Raw genomic sequence first — 18,264 nt, 5'->3', positions numbered from 1 at the left:
TGATAACAAAATGAATAAACCCTCTATTTTGCTCGATTTTAGCCTGCTTAGGACCAACCCCGCTTTTCGTGCCGTATTCTGCGCCCGTTTTATTTCGATCCTGGCATTGGGCCTGATGGCGATCGCCATTCCGGTGCAGATCCAGGCGCTGACTGGGTCAACTCTGTTGGTTGGGCTTGCGGTGACCCTGGCGGGCGGCGGAATGTTTGCCGGTTTGCTGATGGGCGGGGTGCTGGCCGATCGCTATGAACGCCGTCGGTTGATCCTGTTTGCGCGCTCAACCTGCGGTGTGGGCTTTCTGGGGTTGTGCCTCAATGCTGCGCTGCCTGCACCTTCGCTAACGGCGATTTATCTGCTAGCGGTATGGGACGGATTTTTTGGTGCGGTAGGCGTGACGGCGTTGCTGGCGGCGACACCGGCGATCGTTGGCCGTGAGAATATCGTGCAGGCCGGGGCCATCAGCATGCTGACCGTACGCTTTGGGTCGATCCTGTCTCCCGCTATCGGCGGGTTGGTGATCGCTGGGGCAGGTATCAGCTGGAACTATGCGCTGGCGGCCTTGGGGACGCTGATCACTTTGATCCCGCTATTAAAATTGCCTCAGTTGCCACCACCACCGCAGCCGCGTGAACATCCGTTGCGGGCGCTGATCGGCGGCTTCACCTTCCTGTTCCAGAACAAGGTGATTGGCATGGTGGCGCTGATTGGTGCGTTGATGACCATGGCCAGCGCGGTGCGCGTGTTATATCCGGCCATCTCCGGTATGTGGCAGGTCACTACCCAGAGCCTGGGGATCATGTATGCGGCGGTGCCATTAGGGGCGGCGATTGGCGCATTTACCAGTGGCCGGGTGGCTCAGGTGGCGCGGCCGGGCTGGATGATGTTGATAACGGCGATAGCGGCTTTCGTGGCCGTGGGGCTGTTTGGCCTGATGCCTTGGTACGGTATGGCGCTGTTGTGCCTGGTGGTGTTTGGCTACCTCAGCGCGCTGAACTCGCTGCTGCAATATGGCCTGATACAGAACCTGACGCCGGACGCGTTTCTGGGCCGGATTAACGGCCTGTGGACCGCGCAGAACGTTGTAGGGGATGCGCTTGGTGCCTTGCTGCTCGGCGCGATGGGGGCATTTATGCTGCCAGCGATGAGCTCTACCAGCTTCGGTTTTGGTGCGGCGCTGCTGGCCGTGGTGCTGGCGTTTGCCATGCGTGGTTTGCGCAACGTGAGCATGGGCGGGCAGAGCGATAAACTCCAACCCGCCGTTGCGGCTACGGAGAAATAAACAGCTTTTCCAGACGCGTCAGCAAGTTGCTGGCGCTGTAATAATCCAGGCGGAAGGTGTCGTTCCCCAATGGGTAAACCCGCTTATTCTCCACCGCTGGCAGATGAGCCAGGAAACTGTTGCTCATCAGCCGCTGTGCATCACTTTCATCGTTGGCGAATAACAGCAGCGTTTGCCCATTCAAGCCTTCTGCCAGGTTTTCACCGCCAAGTTGGACGATATCTTTACGCGCCCCTTGGCTGGTGCTGGCGTTGAGTTTTGGTGGCAAAGTGGCCAGGGTAAAGCCTAGCTGTTGCAGCAGTTGCCCTTGGGATGAGTCTGCGGTCCACAGGTTGGCATTCTTGCCATCGCTGCGAAATACCAGTGCCGTTATGGGCTGTGGTGGCAATGTCATCTGCTGTTTCAGCGTTTTCTCACGGCGATCAAACTCGCTGACGATCTTCTCCGCTTGTGCTTCATGGCCGGTCGCTACGCCGAGGATGTTGGCCAGTTCCTGCCAGCTTTTATCGTCGTAGTTCACCACCAGCACCGGAGCGATGGCCGACAGCTGATCGTACAGGCGCACCGCAGAATCGGCCCCGGTAGCGGACATCACAATCAGGTCAGGTGCCTCACCGGCGATTGCCTCGGCGTTGGGTTCACCAATATATAACCGCTTCACTCCACGTTTGGCCGCAATCTCTCCCCACTGGTGGAAAAAGCCCTGCCGATCCGATAGCCGGTTGTTTGGGCTGGTGGCTCCGCTGGCGATCACCGGAGCGTCGATCGCCAACAGCGTACCGGTGACCGTCACGCTGGTGGAGACGATGCGCTGTGGAGGTTGTTTAAGGGTGATAACGCCGTGTGAGGTTTCGATACTGCGCGGCCAGGCTTGAGTCTCGGCTTGGGCAACGCTCAACGCCAGCAGGCCAAACAGCGCCAGGCTGAGCCGCAGGGGGATTGACATCGGTGAGATCCTTTTAATCCGAATGATTATCATTCATTGGTCATAAACCACCAAGTTTACCCCTTAATGTGGGTTAGCAGAAGAGGTTACGTTTATTGACATGGTCAGTTCTGGCAGGTACTTTATCGCGGATGCAATACAAATGATAATCATTATTATATTGGTTATTGTTAATGAAACAAGAGGAAGTACCTATGGACGTAGCCGTTAAGGGCGCTGCGCAAAAGGACCTGCAACAGGGTGTAGATCTGGCACAGGCCGCCACAATATCCCCGACTTCAGGTTTCTTTTTTACCTCGCCTTTTCGCAGTCTGAGCACCCAGGGATGCTTTGCCCGCATCACCTTGCCAGCGGTGGATGGCGATGACCTGCAGGGCCAATTCCAGCAGGCGATACAGCAGACATTTGCGCAGGCCCGCAAGGCAGGCATCAAGGATCCGCTGCTGTGCGGCGCAATCCCTTTCGATACTCGTCAACCCTCGTCACTGTTTATCCCGCAACAGACGCAATGGTTCGAACGTGAAACCCTGCTGACCAGCTTAGCGCCTGCTGCTGGACCGATCCCTGAGATTGTCCGCCAAACCGAGTTGCCAGCGCAGCCGCAGTTTATGCAGATGGTTAGCGATGCCGTGCAGGCAACTAGCGGTGATCGATTGGATAAGGTCGTGCTCGCCCGCCTGTTGGACATTGAAACCAGCAAGCCGGTAGACCACGCAGCGCTGATGGCGCGCATCATTGCCCAGAATCCGCACGGCTTCCATTTCCACGTGCCGCTGGCAGAGGGGGCATTGGTGGGAGCCAGCCCGGAGCTGCTGCTGCGTAAATTTGGCGACCAGTTCCATTCCAACCCGCTGGCGGGTTCGGCTCGGCGCGAAAGCGATCCGCTGCAGGATCGGGCCGTCAGCGAACAACTGTTGGTTTCGGGTAAAGACCGCTATGAACACCAGATCGTGACCGAAGGCATGCGCCAGGTCTTGGCTGGGCGTTGCAGTCATTTGCATATTCCCGCAACCCCTGAACTGCTCAGTACCACCACGCTGTGGCATCTTTCGACGCCAATCGACGGTGAAGTGGCCGACCGGGCAGAGAATGCCCTGTCGCTGGCCTGCCTGTTGCACCCTACGCCGGCATTATGCGGTACCCCAACGCTGGCAGCTCGCGATCTCATCGAACAGCTTGAGCCGTTTGACCGGCAGCTGTTTGGTGGCATCGTCGGCTGGTGTGACGCCGAGGGCAACGGAGAATGGGTCGTCACCATCCGTTGCGGCACCGTGAAGGGTAATCAGGTACGCCTGTTTGCCGGTGCGGGCATCGTGCAGGACTCTTCCCCGCAGTCCGAATGGCACGAAACTGGTACCAAACTCAGCACCATTCTGCGTGCGTTTGGCCTTAATCAAGGATAGAGAGTCCCCCATGACTATTGCTTTTACCCCCTGGCCTGAAGAGTTCGCGCGCCGTTACCGCGAACGCGGCTATTGGATCGATCGACCGTTGACCGACATCTTGGCCCGTCAGGCAGATAACGACGCTATTGCCATGATCGACCCGCAACGCAGCTTAAGCTATCGCCAACTGGAACAGCTTTCCGATCGTCTAGCCGCCGCCCTGTTACGGCGCGGGCTACAATCCGGTGATACTGCGTTGGTTCAACTAGGCAACGTGGTTGAATTCTATGTGGTGTTCTTTGCCCTGTTGAAAATCGGCGTGGTGCCGGTGAATGCCCTGTTCAGCCATCAACGTAGCGAACTGAACGCCTATGCCAGTCAAATCAAGCCTGCGCTGCTGATTGCCGATCGCGAACATGCCCTGTTCGCGCAGGAGCCGTTCCTGGATACGTTCAGAGAACAGCATCCTTCGCTACGGGTGGTTGGGCTGCGTAATCAGGCCGAAGGTGAACAGGCGTTGGCTGCTTGGCTGGAAGAGGATCCAGGTGCTTTTGAACCGACGCCAACGGCCGCCGATCGGGTGGCGTTTTTCCAGCTTTCCGGTGGCAGCACCGGTACGCCGAAGCTGATCCCGCGCACCCATAACGATTATTACTACAGCATTCGCCGCAGCGTAGAGATTTGCCGTTTTGACAGTGCTACCCGCTATCTGTGTGCGTTGCCGGTGGCCCACAACTATCCAATGAGTTCTCCGGGCGTGTTGGGGGTGTTTTACGGTGCCGGGCTGGTGGTATTTGCCAGCGATCCTGCGGCTGCCCAATGTTTCAAACTGATCGAACAGCATCAGATCACGGTCACCGCGTTGGTGCCGCCTGCGGTTACCCTGTGGTTGCAGGCGATCGAAGAGTGGGGCAGCAATCAGCCGTTAGCCAGCCTGGCGCTGCTGCAGGTCGGCGGAGCCAAATTGGGGGAAACCCTGGCGGCCCGCATACGCAATGAGATCGGCTGCCAGTTGCAGCAGGTGTTTGGCATGGCTGAAGGGCTGGTGAACTACACATTGCTGGATGACGACGACCAACACATTCTCACCACCCAAGGCACGCCAATGTGTCCGGACGACGAGCTGTGGGTGGCAGATGAACAAGGTAATCCGCTGCCGGTAGGGGAAACGGGTCGTTTGATGACGCGTGGGCCATACACCTTCCGCGGCTATTACCAAAGCCCTGAGCATAATGCCGAAGCCTTTGACGAGAACGGTTTCTACTGTTCCGGCGATCTGATCAGCCTGACGGCGGACGGCTATGTGCAGGTACAAGGGCGGCAGAAAGACCAAATCAACCGCGGTGGTGAAAAGATTGCTGCAGAAGAAATTGAAAACCTGCTGCTGCGCCACCCGGCGGTGATTAACGCCGCGCTGGTGTCGATGCCGGACGATCTGATGGGTGAAAAAAGCTGTGCCTTTGTCATCGCTCACGAGGCCGTCAAACCCGTGGTACTGCGCCGCCATCTGCGTGAGCAGGGCGTGGCCGAATTTAAATTGCCCGACCGCTTTATTCAGGTGGAGTCACTACCGTTAACCCCGGTCGGTAAAGTCGATAAAAAACTGCTGCGTGAACGCCTGGAAGCGCAACAACTGGCTCAGGCCAAAGGAGAATAAGTCATGGCGATCCCTAAACTTAACGATTATGCGTTGCCAACGCCGAGCGAACTGCCGGTTAACAAGGTTAACTGGGCCTTCGAGCCACAGCGCGCAGCACTGCTGATCCACGACATGCAGCAATATTTCCTCAATTTCTGGGGTGAAGATAGCCCGCTGATCAAACAGGTGGTCGAGAACATCGCCGCTCTGCGCCGCTACTGCAAGCAGCAGGGTATCCCGGTGTTTTATACCGCGCAGCCTAACCAGCAAAGTGATGAAGACCGTGCTTTGTTGAATGATATGTGGGGGCCGGGGCTGAACAAGCACCCAGAGCAGCAGGCGGTGGTCAGCGAATTGGCGCCGGATGCTGACGACACGGTGTTGGTGAAGTGGCGTTACAGCGCGTTCCACCGCTCGCCGCTGCAAGAGATCCTGCAAGAAAGTGGGCGCGATCAGCTGATTATCTGCGGCGTCTACGCGCATATTGGCTGTATGACCACGGCTATCGACGCCTTTATGCGTAACATCAAGCCGTTTATGGTGGCCGACGGTCTGGCGGACTTCTCCCGTGAGGAACACCTGATGGCCCTGCGTTACACCGCCGGGCGCTGTGGTCGGGTGGTGACTACCGCCGATCTGCTCCCTGGTATTGCCAGCATCGATGCGTTGCGCCAGCAAATTATCCCATTGCTCGATGAAGATAGCGAAGACATCGGCAATGATGAAAACTTGATCGATTACGGTCTGGACTCGGTGCGTATCATGGAGTTGGCAACCCGCTGGCGTAAAATTCGTGAAGATATCGATTTTATCGCGCTGGCCAAATCACCGACGATCGATAGCTGGTGGGCGTTGCTTTCCGAGAGGAAATCCTGATGGCTAGAGAACAGGAATTTAGCGGTAAACGCGTTTGGGTGACCGGTGCCGGGGCGGGAATCGGTTATCAAACCGCATTGGCGTTTGCACAGAGTGGGGCCGAGGTTATCGGCTTCGATCTGCATTTTGGCGATCTGGACTACCCGTTCCGCACCGAGGTACTGGATATCACTGATGCCGATGCGGTAGAGAGCGTTTGCCAGCGTTTATTGGCGGAACATGAGCGGTTGGACGTGTTGGTCAATGGGGCTGGCGTTCTGCGCATGGGGCTGACCGATGAAACCAGCAATGCGGACTGGCTGGCCTGTATGGCGGTGAACGCAGGTGGTGCCTTTAACCTGTTCCGTCATACCTTGCCGGTGTTCCGCCGTCAGAAGCAGGGGGCCATCGTGAGCATTGCCTCTAACGCAGCCCATGTGCCACGTGTTGGCATGGCGGCCTACTGCGCCTCCAAGGCCGCTATGCGCAGCCTGTGTCAAACCGTGGGGCTGGAAATGGCGCCTTATGGTGTACGCAGTAACCTGGTTTCCCCCGGTTCGACCAATACCCCGATGCTGCGCGGGATGTGGCAGGATGAACACGGAGAAAGCAATATGATCAAGGGTTTCCCCGACCAGTTTAAGTTGGGGATCCCGTTGGGCAAGATTGCCCAACCGCAGGAAATTGCCGATGCGATCCTGTTTCTGGCGTCTGACCGGGCTAGCCATATCACGATGCAGGATATTGTGATCGATGGTGGGGCGACGTTGGCGGCTTGAGTTTGGGTTGAGCGGTTGATTTGAAGAAGGGGGCTGATTATTCGGCTCCCTTTTTTGTTTTTGGGGAGGTTAGTTTTGCAGGAAGACTGGCTGTTTGCGTCCGCCGATAGTCAGGTTGAAGGCGATATTGCTGGTGGCACGGACTGTTCCCTCTCCCTGTGGGAGAGGGTTAGGGTGAGGGGACATCACCGTGGGCTAAGGGGGCGGTTGCCAGGTAGGTCAAAAGAGTAGCAGGGGGCGAGCATTTGGCACCTGTACGGTGGGTCGTGCAGGATGACCGGCCGCCGCCGTTGTCTCGCAAGCGAGACTCGAACCTGAACGCAGGTTCTCACCCACACGACCCTTCTTTGCGTATGTGGTGAAGGAGATGGCACTGTTGTGGGGAGCACATATGCGAAAAAGGCGCCTGAAGGCGCCTTTTTCTAAATGGTGGTGGGTCGTGCAGGATTCGAACCTGCGACCAATTGATTAAAAGTCAACTGCTCTACCAACTGAGCTAACGACCCACGAATGTGGTTTACTGCTTTCTAAAGCTGAAATGGTGGGTGATGACGGGCTCGAACCGCCGACCCCCTCCGTGTAAAGGAGATGCTCTACCAACTGAGCTAATCACCCACTTCAGGACTTCCAGATACTACCCAATGAGAGAATGATGGTGGGTGATGACGGGCTCGAACCGCCGACCCCCTCCGTGTAAAGGAGATGCTCTACCAACTGAGCTAATCACCCTCATTGTTCTCATTTTTTACTGCGTTAACAAGATGGTGGGTGATGACGGGCTCGAACCGCCGACCCCCTCCGTGTAAAGGAGATGCTCTACCAACTGAGCTAATCACCCCGTCTTGTTGGAGTCGCATTATAGGGATAGTTGAAAGTGAGTCAACGGTTTTTAAAATGATTTCAATCGTTCGCCGCAAATTTAGACAGGATGCGATATTTATCGCCGACCAGGACGATTCTTTGCACAGTATCCTGCGTAGTGGGCCGCAAAGCGTAGTGGCCGATAGCGCGTCGGCGTTGAGGAATTAGCATGGAGTGGTAGAATGTCGTCCACTATTTTACATTCCGAGCAATCGTCGGCACTCCGCTGACACGCGTTGCGTAATAAGGCAGTGAACCCAATGAAAATCAAAACCCGTTTCGCCCCAAGCCCGACCGGCTATCTGCACGTCGGCGGCGCCCGTACTGCGCTCTATTCCTGGTTGTTCAGCCGCCATTTCGGCGGTGAGTTTGTATTGCGTATCGAAGATACCGATCTCGAACGTTCAACCCAGGAAGCTATCGACGCAATTATGGATGGCATGAACTGGTTAAACCTGGATTGGGATGAAGGCCCGTACTTCCAGACCAAGCGTTTCGATCGCTACAACGCGGTGATTGATGACATGCTGCAACAGGGAACGGCCTATAAGTGCTATTGCTCGAAAGAACGCCTGGAAGCGCTGCGCGAGAAGCAAATGGAAAACGGCGAGAAGCCACGCTATGACGGCCATTGCCGCGATAGCCAGTGCAGCCACACTGCCGATGAGCCACACGTAGTGCGTTTTCGTAACCCGCAGGAAGGTTCGGTCATCTTCGACGATAAAATCCGTGGCCCGATCGAATTCAGCAACCAGGAGCTGGACGATCTGATCATTCGCCGTACCGACGGTGCGCCAACCTATAACTTCTGCGTAGTGATCGATGACTGGGATATGGAAATCACCCACGTGATCCGTGGTGAAGACCATATCAACAACACGCCGCGCCAGATCAACATCCTGAAAGCGCTGGGGGCACCGGTGCCGGAATATGCTCACGTGTCGATGATCCTGGGTGATGACGGCAAAAAGCTGTCTAAACGCCACGGTGCCGTTGGCGTGATGCAATACCGTGATGACGGCTACCTGCCGCAGGCGTTGTTGAACTATCTGGTGCGTCTGGGCTGGTCCCATGGCGATCAGGAAATCTTCTCTATTGATGAGATGAAAGAGTTCTTCACTCTGGATGCGATCAACAAATCCGCCAGCGCCTTCAACACCGAAAAACTGCAGTGGTTGAACCATCACTACATTAACCATATGCCAGCGGAAGAAGTGGCGGTCTATCTGGCATGGCATGTTGAGCAGCAGGGGATTGAAACCCGCAACGGTCCAGAATTGAAAGATCTGGTCAAACTGCTGGGCGAGCGTTGTAAAACCCTCAAGGAGATGGCGGAGTCTTGCCATTACTTCTACCAGGACTTCAACGAGTTTGACGCCGATGCGGCGAAGAAACACCTGCGTCCGGTCGCACGCCAGCCGCTGGAAGCCGTACGCGCCAAATTGGCCGCTATTACCAACTGGACGCCAGAGAACGTGCACGACGCCATTCAGGGCACTGCAGACGAACTGGGCGTGGGTATGGGCAAAGTAGGGATGCCACTGCGCGTCGCGGTCACTGGCGCTGGCCAGTCACCAGGCATGGACGTTACCGTACATGCTATCGGCCAGGCTCGCTCCCTCAAGCGTATTGATCAGGCGTTGGCTTATATTGCCGAGCGCGAAGCGCAAGCCTGACCGTTAGTTGCCCGCTAAACCGACAAAGCCCTGCGAAGCGATTCGCGGGGCTTTTTTCTTGCCGGTTTATTTTGTACCCAAAGCGGCGGTTTTTTAGCATTAAACGCGCTGATTTGGCGGCTTTTTCAGCGCTTGATCGAGGAATTCAATTTAGCCGTTGACAGGGTTTCTGGGGTTTCATATCATGCGCCCCGTTCACAGGATTTCGTGATTGTGAATTGGGGCTATAGCTCAGCTGGGAGAGCGCTTGCATGGCATGCAAGAGGTCGACGGTTCGATCCCGTCTAGCTCCACCAACCTTTTATCTCAGGAAGGTTGAGGAATACCGTAACGCACGGTTAACGCGTACCACTTTTGTGGGGCTATAGCTCAGCTGGGAGAGCGCTTGCATGGCATGCAAGAGGTCGACGGTTCGATCCCGTCTAGCTCCACCACCATTTGAAAAGCCGACCCAAGGGTCGGCTTTTTGCATTCTAAGGCTTTACCTCTGGACTGAATTATTGTTATCAGTTTTTATATAGACTATATTTGGTCTTTTACTGGCAATAATTTACTGCTGGAGACATTATGAAAACAGAAACTATCAGCTATCTGAAACAAAATGCCGCCAAGCTCGATCTGTCGGAACCTTTGATTGTGACGCAAAACGGTCTTCCTGCTTATGTTATCGAGTCCTACGGAGATCGTATGCGCAGGGATGAAAGTATTGCTTTGCTCAAGCTTATGACGCTGTCTGAGAAAGATATTGAGCTAGGGCGAACCTTCTCCCGTGAACAAATCTTGGATTCACTCTGATGACTGCGAAAGCGGTAACTTTCATTTATTCAGGGACCGCGAAAATGACGATACAAACCATCGCGTATTTTTTGCGCTCTCACCAGATTGACCCGAAACCGGTTATAAAAAGAGCATTGGTTGAGTTTGAAGAGAAAACCGGTGTTTTTCCTGAAGGAAGTCCTGTCTGTGATGAATTGCTAGCTCTTGGGTGCGCTAAATACCGGGAATGTAATACAGCTGACGGATACCGAGTGCTCTATAGCACCACGTTTGGCAAAGAGGATACGCGGATTTACGTCCACGCGATGTTGTCCCAAAAGCAAGACATTGCAAGCTTACTTTTCAACCGCATACTTGAATGGCAGTAAGATTTTCTGAGCGTCATGCCAGCAATAACTATGTCCTCCTCAAAAAATAGAATCGCATGCTTTATCGGCATCAAATAAAAAACGCCCGATAAACTTCATCGGGCGTCTTAAGACTAGAACTTGTCGATTCTAAAGCTGTTAGCCCAGAACCAAGCCTGTGATGGCCGCTGACAGCAGGCTAACCAGGGTAGAGCCGTAAACCAGCTTAAGGCCGAAACGTGAAACCACGTTGCCCTGATGCTCGTTCAACCCTTTAATCGCACCGGCTACGATACCGATAGAAGAGAAGTTGGCGAAGGACACCAGGAACACGGACAGGATACCCATGCTGCGTGGAGACAGCTCAGCACCGATTTTCTGCAGTTCCATCATGGCAACGAATTCGTTGGAAACCAGCTTGGTCGCCATGATGCTGCCAACCTGTAACGCTTCATGCTTAGGCACGCCAAGGACCCAGGCAAATGGATAGAAGAAGTAACCCAGGATTTCCTGGAAGCTCAGGCCGAAGATGGCGCTGAACAGGCCGTTAAGCGCGGCAATCAGGGCGATAAAGCCAATCAGCATCGCGGCAACGATAATCGCCACCTTGAAGCCTGCCAGAATGTATTCACCCAGCATTTCAAAGAAGCTTTGGCCTTCGTGCAGATTGCCGAGGTGCAGCTCTTCTTCTTTACTGGTGTCATAAGGGTTGACCAGTGACAGGACGATAAAGGTGCTGAACATGTTCAGTACCAGTGCCGCCACGACATACTTGGCATCCAGCATGGTCATGTATGCGCCAACGATGGACATGGAAACTGTCGACATCGCGGTAGCGGCCATGGTGTACATGCGTTTTTCTGACATCTTGCCCAGTACATCTTTGTAGGCAATGAAGTTCTCAGACTGGCCCAGGATCAACGAACTGACGGCGTTGAAGGATTCCAGTTTACCCATACCGTTCACTTTAGACAGCACGGTCCCGATGATGCGGATGATAAACGGCAGCACTTTGATGTATTGCAGAATACCGATCAGGGCAGAGATGAACACGATTGGGCACAGCACCTTCAGGAAGAAGAAGGCCAGACCTTTGTCACCCATCCCGCCGAACACAAAATCAGTCCCTTGCCCCGCAAACCCGAGCAACTTGTCGAACATTGCTGCAAAGCCTTTTACAAAGCCTAAACCTGCTTCCGAGTTCAGGAAGAAATAGGCCAGTAACACTTCAATAACCAACAACTGAATAACATAGCGGATGCGGATGTTTTTACGATCGCGGCACACTAACAGGGCCAGGATTGCAACCACCACTAACGCTAACGCAAAGTGCGCAATATGGGACATGTTTGCTCCAAATTTGAGGCAGGCTGAATTTCGGTTGTCATTTTATGTAACGCCAAGTTTAAAAACGAGACATTCATAGCAAATATGGAAAATCATAGTGGAGATAGTCCTAATCTATGACGGCAAAGCACCAAAGATCAAGATGTTAATAAATATGCGTGTTCGTGGCATTTTTGTGCTATTTTTATTATCAAGCGTGATCCGCTCTGAACCTTGTGATCTAGAGTAGATGGAAACGCTAGGATTTCATGCGATCTGTTCGATAAAACCTTCGTTTTTGGCTATCGCAGAGATAACCATTATCGCTGCAAATGCACTTGATAATCATTATCACTTAAGTAAAGATGAAGGTAAGCTAAATTAGTAAGGGTTTTCGCTATGCTGAACAGTCGCGCGGTTAACAATACTTCCTCCAGCCGCCCGTCCAGAAAGATCAAACTTTCTCTGATGGGGCCTGCCTTTATCGCCGCCATCGGCTATATCGACCCCGGTAATTTTGCCACTAATATTCAAGCTGGCGCTTCTTTTGGTTACACGCTGCTGTGGGTGGTGGTATGGGCCAACGTCATGGCGATGCTGATCCAATTGCTGTCTGCCAAACTGGGCATCGCTACCGGTAAAAACCTTGCTGAGCATATCCGCGATCGCTTCCCGCGCCCGGCCGTCTGGGCTTATTGGGTGCAGGCGGAGATTATCGCGATGGCCACCGACTTGGCCGAGTTTATCGGTGCCGCGATCGGTTTCAAACTGCTGCTGGGAGTAACGTTGTTGCAGGGGGCAGTCCTCACCGGCATTGCCACCTTCCTGATCCTGATGCTGCAAAAACGCGGGCAAAAGCCGTTGGAACTGGTGATTGGCGGCCTGCTGCTGTTTGTGGCAATGGCCTATATCGTGGAGCTGGTATTTTCTCAGCCGCAGTTGAGCGGGTTGATTAGAGGGATGGCGATCCCGGATTTGCCGAATGGTGACGCGGTGTTTCTTGCTGCGGGGGTGTTAGGGGCAACCATCATGCCGCATGTGATTTATTTGCACTCCTCGCTGACGCAGACTGCCGGTAAAGACTCTAAAGCCGAACGTTATTCGGCCACCAAGCTGGACGTGGCGATCGCCATGACCATTGCCGGTTTTGTTAACCTGGCGATGATGGCCACCGCCGCTGCCGCATTCCATTTCAACGGCCACAGCGGCATTACCGATCTTGACCAAGCTTACCTGACGTTGCAGCCGTTGCTCGGCAATGCGGCGGCCACCATTTTTGGCCTGAGCCTGGTTGCAGCAGGTCTTTCTTCTACCGTGGTAGGCACTTTGGCGGGGCAGGTGGTGATGCAGGGCTTTGTCCGCTTCTATATCCCTATCTGGGTACGGCGGGTGGTCACCATGATGCCATCGTTTATTGTCATCATGATGGGGATGGATGCGACGCGTATTCTGGTTTTGAGCCAGGTGCTGCTGAGCTTTGGTATCGCCCTGGCGTTGGTGCCGCTGCTGGCGTTTACCGGCAACCGTGAACTGATGGGGGATATGGTCAACGGTCGTCTAATCCAGAATCTCGGTAAACTGATTGTGTTGGTGGTGGTTGGGCTCAACGGTTATCTGCTGATCAGTAACTTGCTTTAGGATCGTTCCTCTCACCTTAGCTTATGTAGAGGGGTTAGACGTGCTACAGACTGACTTCTGCACCTGATTACTATGCCGAACAGCTCCCTCGCCCTGTGGGAGTGTATAGACCGGGGGCATGTTGAACACTTAGCATCCTTTACCCAGCCTTTCTTCTTCTTACATCACTTTCCGAAGCAGTACGAGCTAATCAAAAGCTCCAGACAGCTCCCTCTCCCTTTGGGAGAGGGTTGGGTGAGGAGTCAATCATCATGATCGTGATGATGATTTTTGTGATGGTGCTTATTCTTATGGTGCTGCTTTTTATACTGTTTGTAATAATATTTATCAGCCTTGCGGTAGCGGCCATCATGGTAGTAATAATTTTTATGCCAGTAATCGCGGTCCCGCCAGCGATAGCCATCCCAATAGTAGCCACGGCGGCTGCGCTCCCCTAAATCACGCCCCTGATGGCCATGCCACCAATCGCGATCGCGCCAATCGTAACCGTCCCAGTAATTGCCGCGTTTGTCCTGGTCACCAATCTGCAGCGAGACCCCCGGCAGCAAATCAATATTGACGCTGCTGGCATGGGCGATGTGGGCGATGGGCATGAAAAGCGCCGCCAGAATGGCTGCGGTAAACAGAGGTTTAAACATTTAGGCTCCCTTGGCCGAATACCGATAATGAAGCACGTTCATCGGTATAGGTTTTGGCCATGCAAACGGTTGTTATCCCTCGCTCTTTAACGCTGTGCGTAAAATCCCTGAGGTATTTATCTGAGAGATGTTAACGCCGTGGGGCGACCGCGCCTTTGGGCAAATTCTGAAAGCCATGGAGAACACCGGGGATTGGGAGTTATCTGAGGAGAACGGTGAGAAAACCGCCGATACCCTACCGGCGGCTTGTAAGCGATTACATCAGGATCTGCTCTATCTTGGCGATCTCTTCTGCGCTGAATTTACGGTTGGCCAACATACCGACCGCATCTTCAATCTGGCTGACTTTGCTAGCACCGATCAAAACGGAAGTGACGCGATCGTTACGCAACACCCAGGCTAGCGCCATCTGCGAAAGTTTTTGGCCACGCTGCTCTGCTAGCGCGTTCAGTTGGCGAACCTTTTGCAGTTTCGTTTCGGTAATCTGTTCGGGAGTGAGGGATCGGCTACCGCTCGCTGCGCGGGAATCAGGCGGAATGCCTTGCAAATAGCGATCTGTCAGTATGCCTCCGGCCAGCGGCGAAAAGGCGATGGACCCTACGCCATGTTCTTCCAGCGTATCCAGCAACTCGGGTTCGACCCAGCGTTCAAACATCGAGTACTTTGGCTGGTGGATCACACAAGGAGTGCCAAGCTGCTGCAGAATGGCAAATGCCTGCCGCGCCCGTTCGGCCGGGTAATTCGATAATCCGACATAAAGCGCTTTCCCTTGGCGGACTATCAAATCCAACGCCGCCATGGTTTCTTCCAGCGGCGTATCCGGGTCAGGGCGGTGATGGTAGAAGATATCCACATAGTCGAGCCGCATGCGCTGCAGGCTTTGATTGAGGCTGGCGATCAGGTATTTCTTCGATCCCCAGTCACCGTAGGGGCCAGGCCACATGGTGTAGCCCGCCTTGGAGGAGATAATCAGCTCATCGCGATAAGGCTGGAGATCCTGATGCAGAATACGGCCGAAATTCTCTTCGGCAGAACCCGGCGGTGGCCCGTAGTTATTGGCCAGATCGAAGTGGGTAATGCCAAGATCGAAGGCACGATGCACCAGATTGCGTGCGTTGTCATACAGCGTGCTATCGCCAAAGTTGTGCCACATACCGAGTGAAACGGCCGGAAGTTGCAGCCCGCTGCGTCCGCAACGGCGATATTCCATATTCTGGTAGCGGGCAGACTCAGCTTGATAAACCATAAGATCCTCATCGACAGCGGGGAAGGGTATTCAGTGTATGCGCTTCCACATGGGTTGTCAGAGTGTGAGATCACGCTAATTGTTCGCCATTTATTCAAACTGCTTATGGATGATCCCTGCTGCATGCTGCTGGTGCGTAGATGTAAAGCAGAGTTTCCAGTTCATCTCTGGTGATAAAGTTCGAGATTTCGGCTAAATCTCTAATACTTAATGCTAACCATTCTTCCGTTACCTAGGTGATGATCATGAGCAAGAGCTATACGGTGGCAGATTACCTTCTCGATCGGTTAGCCCAGATTGGCATTCGCCACTTTTTTGGCGTACCGGGAGATTACAACCTGCAGTTTCTCGATCATGTTATTGATCATCAGCAGATAACCTGGGTAGGCTGCGCCAACGAGCTAAACGCCGCCTATGCTGCCGATGGTTATGCCCGCTGTAAGCCAGCCGCGGCACTGTTGACCACCTTTGGTGTGGGTGAATTAAGTGCGATAAACGGCATTGCCGGCAGCTATGCCGAGTACCTACCGGTGATCCACATTGTTGGCGCCCCGGCTTTGCGAGCACAGCGTGCCGGGGATTTGCTGCACCATTCGTTGGGGGATGGGGACTTCGGCCATTTTGCTCGTATGGCGAAAGAGGTAACCATCGCCCAGGCCAGCCTGACGGCCAGCAATGCGGAAGCGGAAATCGATCGCCTATTGACCACCGCACTCTACGAGCGCCGCCCGGTGTACCTGCTGTTACCAAGTGACGTTGCTGAAGCGCCGTTGGCTTCGCGTCCGGCACCTTTGGTGTTGCGTCAACCCAATCTGTCCGACGTTTCCCTACAGGCATTTATCGCTGCCGCACGGGCAAAACTGCAGGCCGCCCATCGGGTTTCCCTGCTGGCGGATTTTCTGGCCGAACGCTTCGGTACCGAACTCGTGCTGGAACAATGGATGAATGAGGTCAATATTCCCCATTCAACAATGTTGTTAGGCAAAAGCGTGTTGGATGAAACTCATGCCTGCTTCACCGGAACTTATGCCGCCGCCGCCAGCGATCCACTGGTCAAGCAGCAGATTGAGGGAGCTGATGTGGTGATTAACGTCGGGGTGCGCTTCACCGATACCATCACTGCCGGTTTTAGCCATAATCTGCCCGTGGATAAATGCATCGATATCCAACCGTTCGAGGCGCGGGTTGGCCAGCAGGTATTCAGCCAAATCCCTATGCGCGAAGCCGTGAAGGCTCTGCACCAACTGACGTTATCGTTAGCCAGCAAGTGGCCGCTGCCGTCGATAAAACGGCCAGCATTGCCGGAGCCGAGTGCCAGCGGTCTGGATCAACATGGTTTCTGGCGGCAAATCCAAGACTTCTTGCAGCCGGGAGATATCCTGATTGCTGAGCAGGGCACTGCCTGCTTTGGCGCGGCATCGTTGACGCTGCCGCAGGGGTGCCGGTTTATCGTACAGTCCTTATGGGGTTCGATCGGCTATACCTTACCGGCTGCATTTGGCGCGCAGACTGCTGAGCCTCAGCGTCGGGTTATATTATTGATTGGCGATGGAGCCGCTCAGCTTACCGTGCAGGAGTTGGGCAGCATGTTGCGCGATGGGCAAAAGCCAGTGATTTTGCTGCTGAATAATGACGGTTACACCATCGAGCGAGCCATCCACGGGCCAGAACAGCGCTATAACGATATCGCGCAATGGAATTGGACGCGGTTATCGCAGGCTTTTTCGCTCGATCGTCAGTTGAAATGCCTGCGTGTCACCGAACCTGAGCAGTTGCGTGCGGCGCTTGGTGAGGTCGGTGGTAGCGATCAACTGGCCTTTATCGAGGTAGTGTTGCCGAAAATGGACATACCTGAACTGCTCGATTGCGTGTCGCGGGCTATTCAATTGCGTAATGCGGCGGCTTGATCGGCGGCGTTTTCCAGTAAGCGATCCAATAACCACAGCCCCGCCGGCCCCGGCGGGGTAAGCTTGGACCATACGGCATCGACCGAGATGGTTTGCGGCCAGCCACGCATTTTCAGCTCTGTCAGACGTTGCCGCCCGTACTGTTTGACCAGCCAGTGCGGTAGTATCGCCCAACCCGCCCCTTGTTCCGCCATCTCCAACAGCATCAGATAACTGGGCGCCGACCAGGTTCGCCCGCGCGGTTTGGTTGCGTTGTTACTGGTATAGGTGTTGAGGTAAAGTTGGCGGCTGCTGGCAAGGTGGGCCTGTGTCAGGGCCGGGAGACGGGTCAGCGGATGGTCATGAGCAACAAACACCCCCATTTCAGTCTGCTCTGGCAGCCTGGCGACGGCGATCTCGGGGGGGTAGGTGGGTTGTACCGCCAGCATTCCCAGGTGAGCGCGGCCAGTCTGTAGCAGATCCAGTACATCCTCCCCTTCGGCGATCATGCATTCCAGCTCAATATCCTGATAACGCCGCTCGAAATGTTTCAGCAGGTTATCGTGATGGTTGGGTTGATAGGTATCGGAAAATACGATGGTTAGCCGCGGTTCGATATTGTCCCCCAAGCGGATGCTCAGCGCATCGAGTCGCTCGCTGGCTGCGAGGATTTCCTGCACGTGGCCCAGCACCTTGCGGCCAGCTTCCGTCAATACAGGCTGGCGCGCCTGGCGATCGAACAGCGTCAGCCCAAGGTCCGCCTCCAGATTGGCAATGGCGGTGCTGATGGTGGACTGGCTTTTGCGCAGTCTGCGTGCGGCAGCAGAAAACGAGCCTAACGCGGCAGCCTCAACAAAGGCCAGTAGGGCTTCTGGGGAATAGCGCATGATGTATCTACTTTATCGATGGAACCTATTTTTAATCTACGCAAAAAACCGATGATAATCACCTGACATTTTCAATAACGGTCACAAAACAGGTGAAGT

The 18,264-nt window shown here is 54.4% G+C and carries 16 protein-coding genes and 6 tRNA genes; 13 read left to right on the top strand and 9 right to left on the bottom strand.

What is annotated here, in order from left to right:
- The first annotated feature begins 10 nt into the window (after positions 1–10).
- Positions 11–1,279 carry an enterobactin transporter EntS gene (gene entS / locus KGP26_RS19940; protein ID WP_094982034.1) on the top strand — a complete coding sequence of 423 codons (1,269 nt, stop codon included), beginning with the start codon at positions 11–13 and terminating at the stop codon, positions 1,277–1,279.
- Here entS and fepB read toward each other — a convergent pair.
- Positions 1,266–2,225: a Fe2+-enterobactin ABC transporter substrate-binding protein gene (fepB, locus tag KGP26_RS19935; RefSeq protein WP_021178670.1), complete on the bottom strand. Its 960-nt coding sequence runs from the start codon at positions 2,223–2,225 to the stop codon at positions 1,266–1,268. The genes entS and fepB overlap by 14 nt on opposite strands.
- A 194-nt stretch (positions 2,226–2,419) precedes the next feature.
- On the opposite strand from fepB, the gene KGP26_RS19930 reads away from it, so the two are divergent.
- The 4 genes from KGP26_RS19930 to dhbA are packed head-to-tail and all read left to right on the top strand — an operon-like array spanning position 2,420 to position 6,883.
- A complete protein-coding gene (locus KGP26_RS19930) occupies positions 2,420–3,628 on the top strand; it encodes an isochorismate synthase (RefSeq protein WP_094982033.1) in 1,209 nt (402 codons plus the stop codon).
- Positions 3,629–3,638: 10 nt separating this feature from the next.
- A complete protein-coding gene (locus KGP26_RS19925; RefSeq protein ID WP_223664506.1) occupies positions 3,639–5,267 on the top strand; it encodes a (2,3-dihydroxybenzoyl)adenylate synthase in 1,629 nt (542 codons plus the stop codon).
- 3 nt (positions 5,268–5,270) lie between these two features.
- Positions 5,271–6,125 carry an isochorismatase gene (locus KGP26_RS19920; RefSeq protein WP_021807039.1) on the top strand — a complete coding sequence of 285 codons (855 nt, stop codon included), beginning with the start codon at positions 5,271–5,273 and terminating at the stop codon, positions 6,123–6,125.
- Positions 6,125–6,883 carry a 2,3-dihydro-2,3-dihydroxybenzoate dehydrogenase gene (gene dhbA / locus KGP26_RS19915; RefSeq protein WP_059201433.1) on the top strand — a complete coding sequence of 253 codons (759 nt, stop codon included), beginning with the start codon at positions 6,125–6,127 and terminating at the stop codon, positions 6,881–6,883. The genes KGP26_RS19920 and dhbA overlap by 1 nt, the downstream gene beginning before the upstream one ends.
- 430 nt (positions 6,884–7,313) lie before the next feature.
- Here dhbA and KGP26_RS19910 read toward each other — a convergent pair.
- The 4 genes from KGP26_RS19910 to KGP26_RS19895 all read right to left on the bottom strand — a co-directional run bounded on the left by KGP26_RS19910 (position 7,314) and on the right by KGP26_RS19895 (position 7,721).
- A tRNA-Lys gene (locus tag KGP26_RS19910) sits at positions 7,314–7,389 on the bottom strand.
- 33 nt (positions 7,390–7,422) lie between these two features.
- Positions 7,423–7,498, bottom strand: a tRNA-Val gene (locus KGP26_RS19905).
- A 38-nt stretch (positions 7,499–7,536) separates the two neighbouring features.
- Positions 7,537–7,612 (bottom strand) — tRNA-Val (locus KGP26_RS19900).
- A 33-nt stretch (positions 7,613–7,645) separates the two neighbouring features.
- Positions 7,646–7,721 (bottom strand) — tRNA-Val (locus tag KGP26_RS19895).
- 56 nt (positions 7,722–7,777) lie between these two features.
- Between KGP26_RS19895 and KGP26_RS30325 the strand changes: the two genes are divergently transcribed.
- From KGP26_RS30325 to KGP26_RS19870, 6 genes are all read left to right on the top strand, one after another.
- Positions 7,778–7,912, top strand: a complete 135-nt coding sequence (locus KGP26_RS30325) for a hypothetical protein (RefSeq protein ID WP_021178665.1) — start codon at positions 7,778–7,780, stop codon at positions 7,910–7,912.
- Positions 7,913–8,004: 92 nt separating this feature from the next.
- A complete protein-coding gene (gene gltX / locus KGP26_RS19890) occupies positions 8,005–9,420 on the top strand; it encodes a glutamate--tRNA ligase (RefSeq protein ID WP_021807037.1) in 1,416 nt (471 codons plus the stop codon).
- Between the two features lie 220 nt (positions 9,421–9,640).
- A tRNA-Ala gene (locus KGP26_RS19885) sits at positions 9,641–9,716 on the top strand.
- 62 nt (positions 9,717–9,778) lie between these two features.
- Positions 9,779–9,854, top strand: a tRNA-Ala gene (locus KGP26_RS19880).
- Positions 9,855–9,987: 133 nt separating this feature from the next.
- The gene (locus KGP26_RS19875; RefSeq protein ID WP_021178663.1) at positions 9,988–10,215 is read left to right on the top strand and encodes a type II toxin-antitoxin system Phd/YefM family antitoxin; all 228 of its coding nucleotides are present in this window, start codon (positions 9,988–9,990) and stop codon (positions 10,213–10,215) included.
- Between the two features lie 44 nt (positions 10,216–10,259).
- Positions 10,260–10,565, top strand: coding sequence for a type II toxin-antitoxin system RelE/ParE family toxin (locus KGP26_RS19870; protein ID WP_223664505.1), 306 nt, complete (start codon positions 10,260–10,262; stop codon positions 10,563–10,565).
- Positions 10,566–10,703: 138 nt separating this feature from the next.
- On the opposite strand, the gene KGP26_RS19865 is transcribed toward KGP26_RS19870, so the two are convergent.
- Complete coding sequence (locus KGP26_RS19865; RefSeq protein ID WP_021178662.1) at positions 10,704–11,891, bottom strand: NupC/NupG family nucleoside CNT transporter; 1,188 nt, start codon at positions 11,889–11,891, stop codon at positions 10,704–10,706.
- Between the two features lie 378 nt (positions 11,892–12,269).
- Here KGP26_RS19865 and KGP26_RS19860 point away from each other — a divergent pair, with 378 nt between their 5' ends.
- Positions 12,270–13,508 carry an Nramp family divalent metal transporter gene (locus KGP26_RS19860; RefSeq protein ID WP_021807035.1) on the top strand — a complete coding sequence of 413 codons (1,239 nt, stop codon included), beginning with the start codon at positions 12,270–12,272 and terminating at the stop codon, positions 13,506–13,508.
- 242 nt (positions 13,509–13,750) lie between these two features.
- On the opposite strand, the gene KGP26_RS19855 is transcribed toward KGP26_RS19860, so the two are convergent.
- Together KGP26_RS19855 and mgrA are read right to left on the bottom strand one after the other, a co-directional pair.
- A complete protein-coding gene (locus tag KGP26_RS19855; RefSeq protein WP_021807034.1) occupies positions 13,751–14,146 on the bottom strand; it encodes a DUF2502 domain-containing protein in 396 nt (131 codons plus the stop codon).
- A 256-nt stretch (positions 14,147–14,402) separates the two neighbouring features.
- Positions 14,403–15,392 (bottom strand): L-glyceraldehyde 3-phosphate reductase, encoded by a 990-nt coding sequence (gene mgrA / locus KGP26_RS19850; protein WP_209555389.1) that lies wholly within the window; start codon positions 15,390–15,392, stop codon positions 14,403–14,405.
- A gap of 245 nt (positions 15,393–15,637) precedes the next feature.
- On the opposite strand from mgrA, the gene KGP26_RS19845 reads away from it, so the two are divergent.
- On the top strand, positions 15,638–17,299 hold the full coding sequence (locus KGP26_RS19845) for an alpha-keto acid decarboxylase family protein (RefSeq protein WP_223664504.1): 1,662 nt from the start codon (positions 15,638–15,640) through the stop codon (positions 17,297–17,299).
- On the opposite strand, the gene KGP26_RS19840 is transcribed toward KGP26_RS19845, so the two are convergent.
- On the bottom strand, positions 17,275–18,165 hold the full coding sequence (locus KGP26_RS19840) for a LysR family transcriptional regulator (RefSeq protein WP_094982027.1): 891 nt from the start codon (positions 18,163–18,165) through the stop codon (positions 17,275–17,277). The two genes, KGP26_RS19845 and KGP26_RS19840, sit on opposite strands and share 25 nt — an antisense overlap.
- Positions 18,166–18,264 lie beyond the last annotated feature (99 nt).

This window comes from Serratia sp. JSRIV002 (assembly GCF_019968725.1).
GTDB classification, from domain to species: domain Bacteria; phylum Pseudomonadota; class Gammaproteobacteria; order Enterobacterales; family Enterobacteriaceae; genus Chania; species Chania fonticola_B.
This window is presented reverse-complemented; position numbering and strand designations above follow the sequence as displayed.

Coding starts and splice junctions, on each gene's coding strand:
- KGP26_RS19920 (WP_021807039.1), top strand. CDS start 5,271: ATGGCGATCCCTAAACTTAACGATTATGCGTTGCCAACGCCGAGCGAA.
- mgrA (WP_209555389.1), bottom strand. CDS start 15,392: ATGGTTTATCAAGCTGAGTCTGCCCGCTACCAGAATATGGAATATCGC.
- KGP26_RS19840 (WP_094982027.1), bottom strand. CDS start 18,165: ATGCGCTATTCCCCAGAAGCCCTACTGGCCTTTGTTGAGGCTGCCGCG.
- KGP26_RS19845 (WP_223664504.1), top strand. CDS start 15,638: ATGAGCAAGAGCTATACGGTGGCAGATTACCTTCTCGATCGGTTAGCC.
- KGP26_RS19860 (WP_021807035.1), top strand. CDS start 12,270: ATGCTGAACAGTCGCGCGGTTAACAATACTTCCTCCAGCCGCCCGTCC.
- KGP26_RS19865 (WP_021178662.1), bottom strand. CDS start 11,891: ATGTCCCATATTGCGCACTTTGCGTTAGCGTTAGTGGTGGTTGCAATC.
- KGP26_RS19855 (WP_021807034.1), bottom strand. CDS start 14,146: ATGTTTAAACCTCTGTTTACCGCAGCCATTCTGGCGGCGCTTTTCATG.
- KGP26_RS19870 (WP_223664505.1), top strand. CDS start 10,260: ATGACGATACAAACCATCGCGTATTTTTTGCGCTCTCACCAGATTGAC.
- entS (WP_094982034.1), top strand. CDS start 11: ATGAATAAACCCTCTATTTTGCTCGATTTTAGCCTGCTTAGGACCAAC.
- KGP26_RS19930 (WP_094982033.1), top strand. CDS start 2,420: ATGGACGTAGCCGTTAAGGGCGCTGCGCAAAAGGACCTGCAACAGGGT.
- dhbA (WP_059201433.1), top strand. CDS start 6,125: ATGGCTAGAGAACAGGAATTTAGCGGTAAACGCGTTTGGGTGACCGGT.
- KGP26_RS30325 (WP_021178665.1), top strand. CDS start 7,778: ATGATTTCAATCGTTCGCCGCAAATTTAGACAGGATGCGATATTTATC.
- KGP26_RS19875 (WP_021178663.1), top strand. CDS start 9,988: ATGAAAACAGAAACTATCAGCTATCTGAAACAAAATGCCGCCAAGCTC.
- KGP26_RS19925 (WP_223664506.1), top strand. CDS start 3,639: ATGACTATTGCTTTTACCCCCTGGCCTGAAGAGTTCGCGCGCCGTTAC.
- gltX (WP_021807037.1), top strand. CDS start 8,005: ATGAAAATCAAAACCCGTTTCGCCCCAAGCCCGACCGGCTATCTGCAC.
- fepB (WP_021178670.1), bottom strand. CDS start 2,225: ATGTCAATCCCCCTGCGGCTCAGCCTGGCGCTGTTTGGCCTGCTGGCG.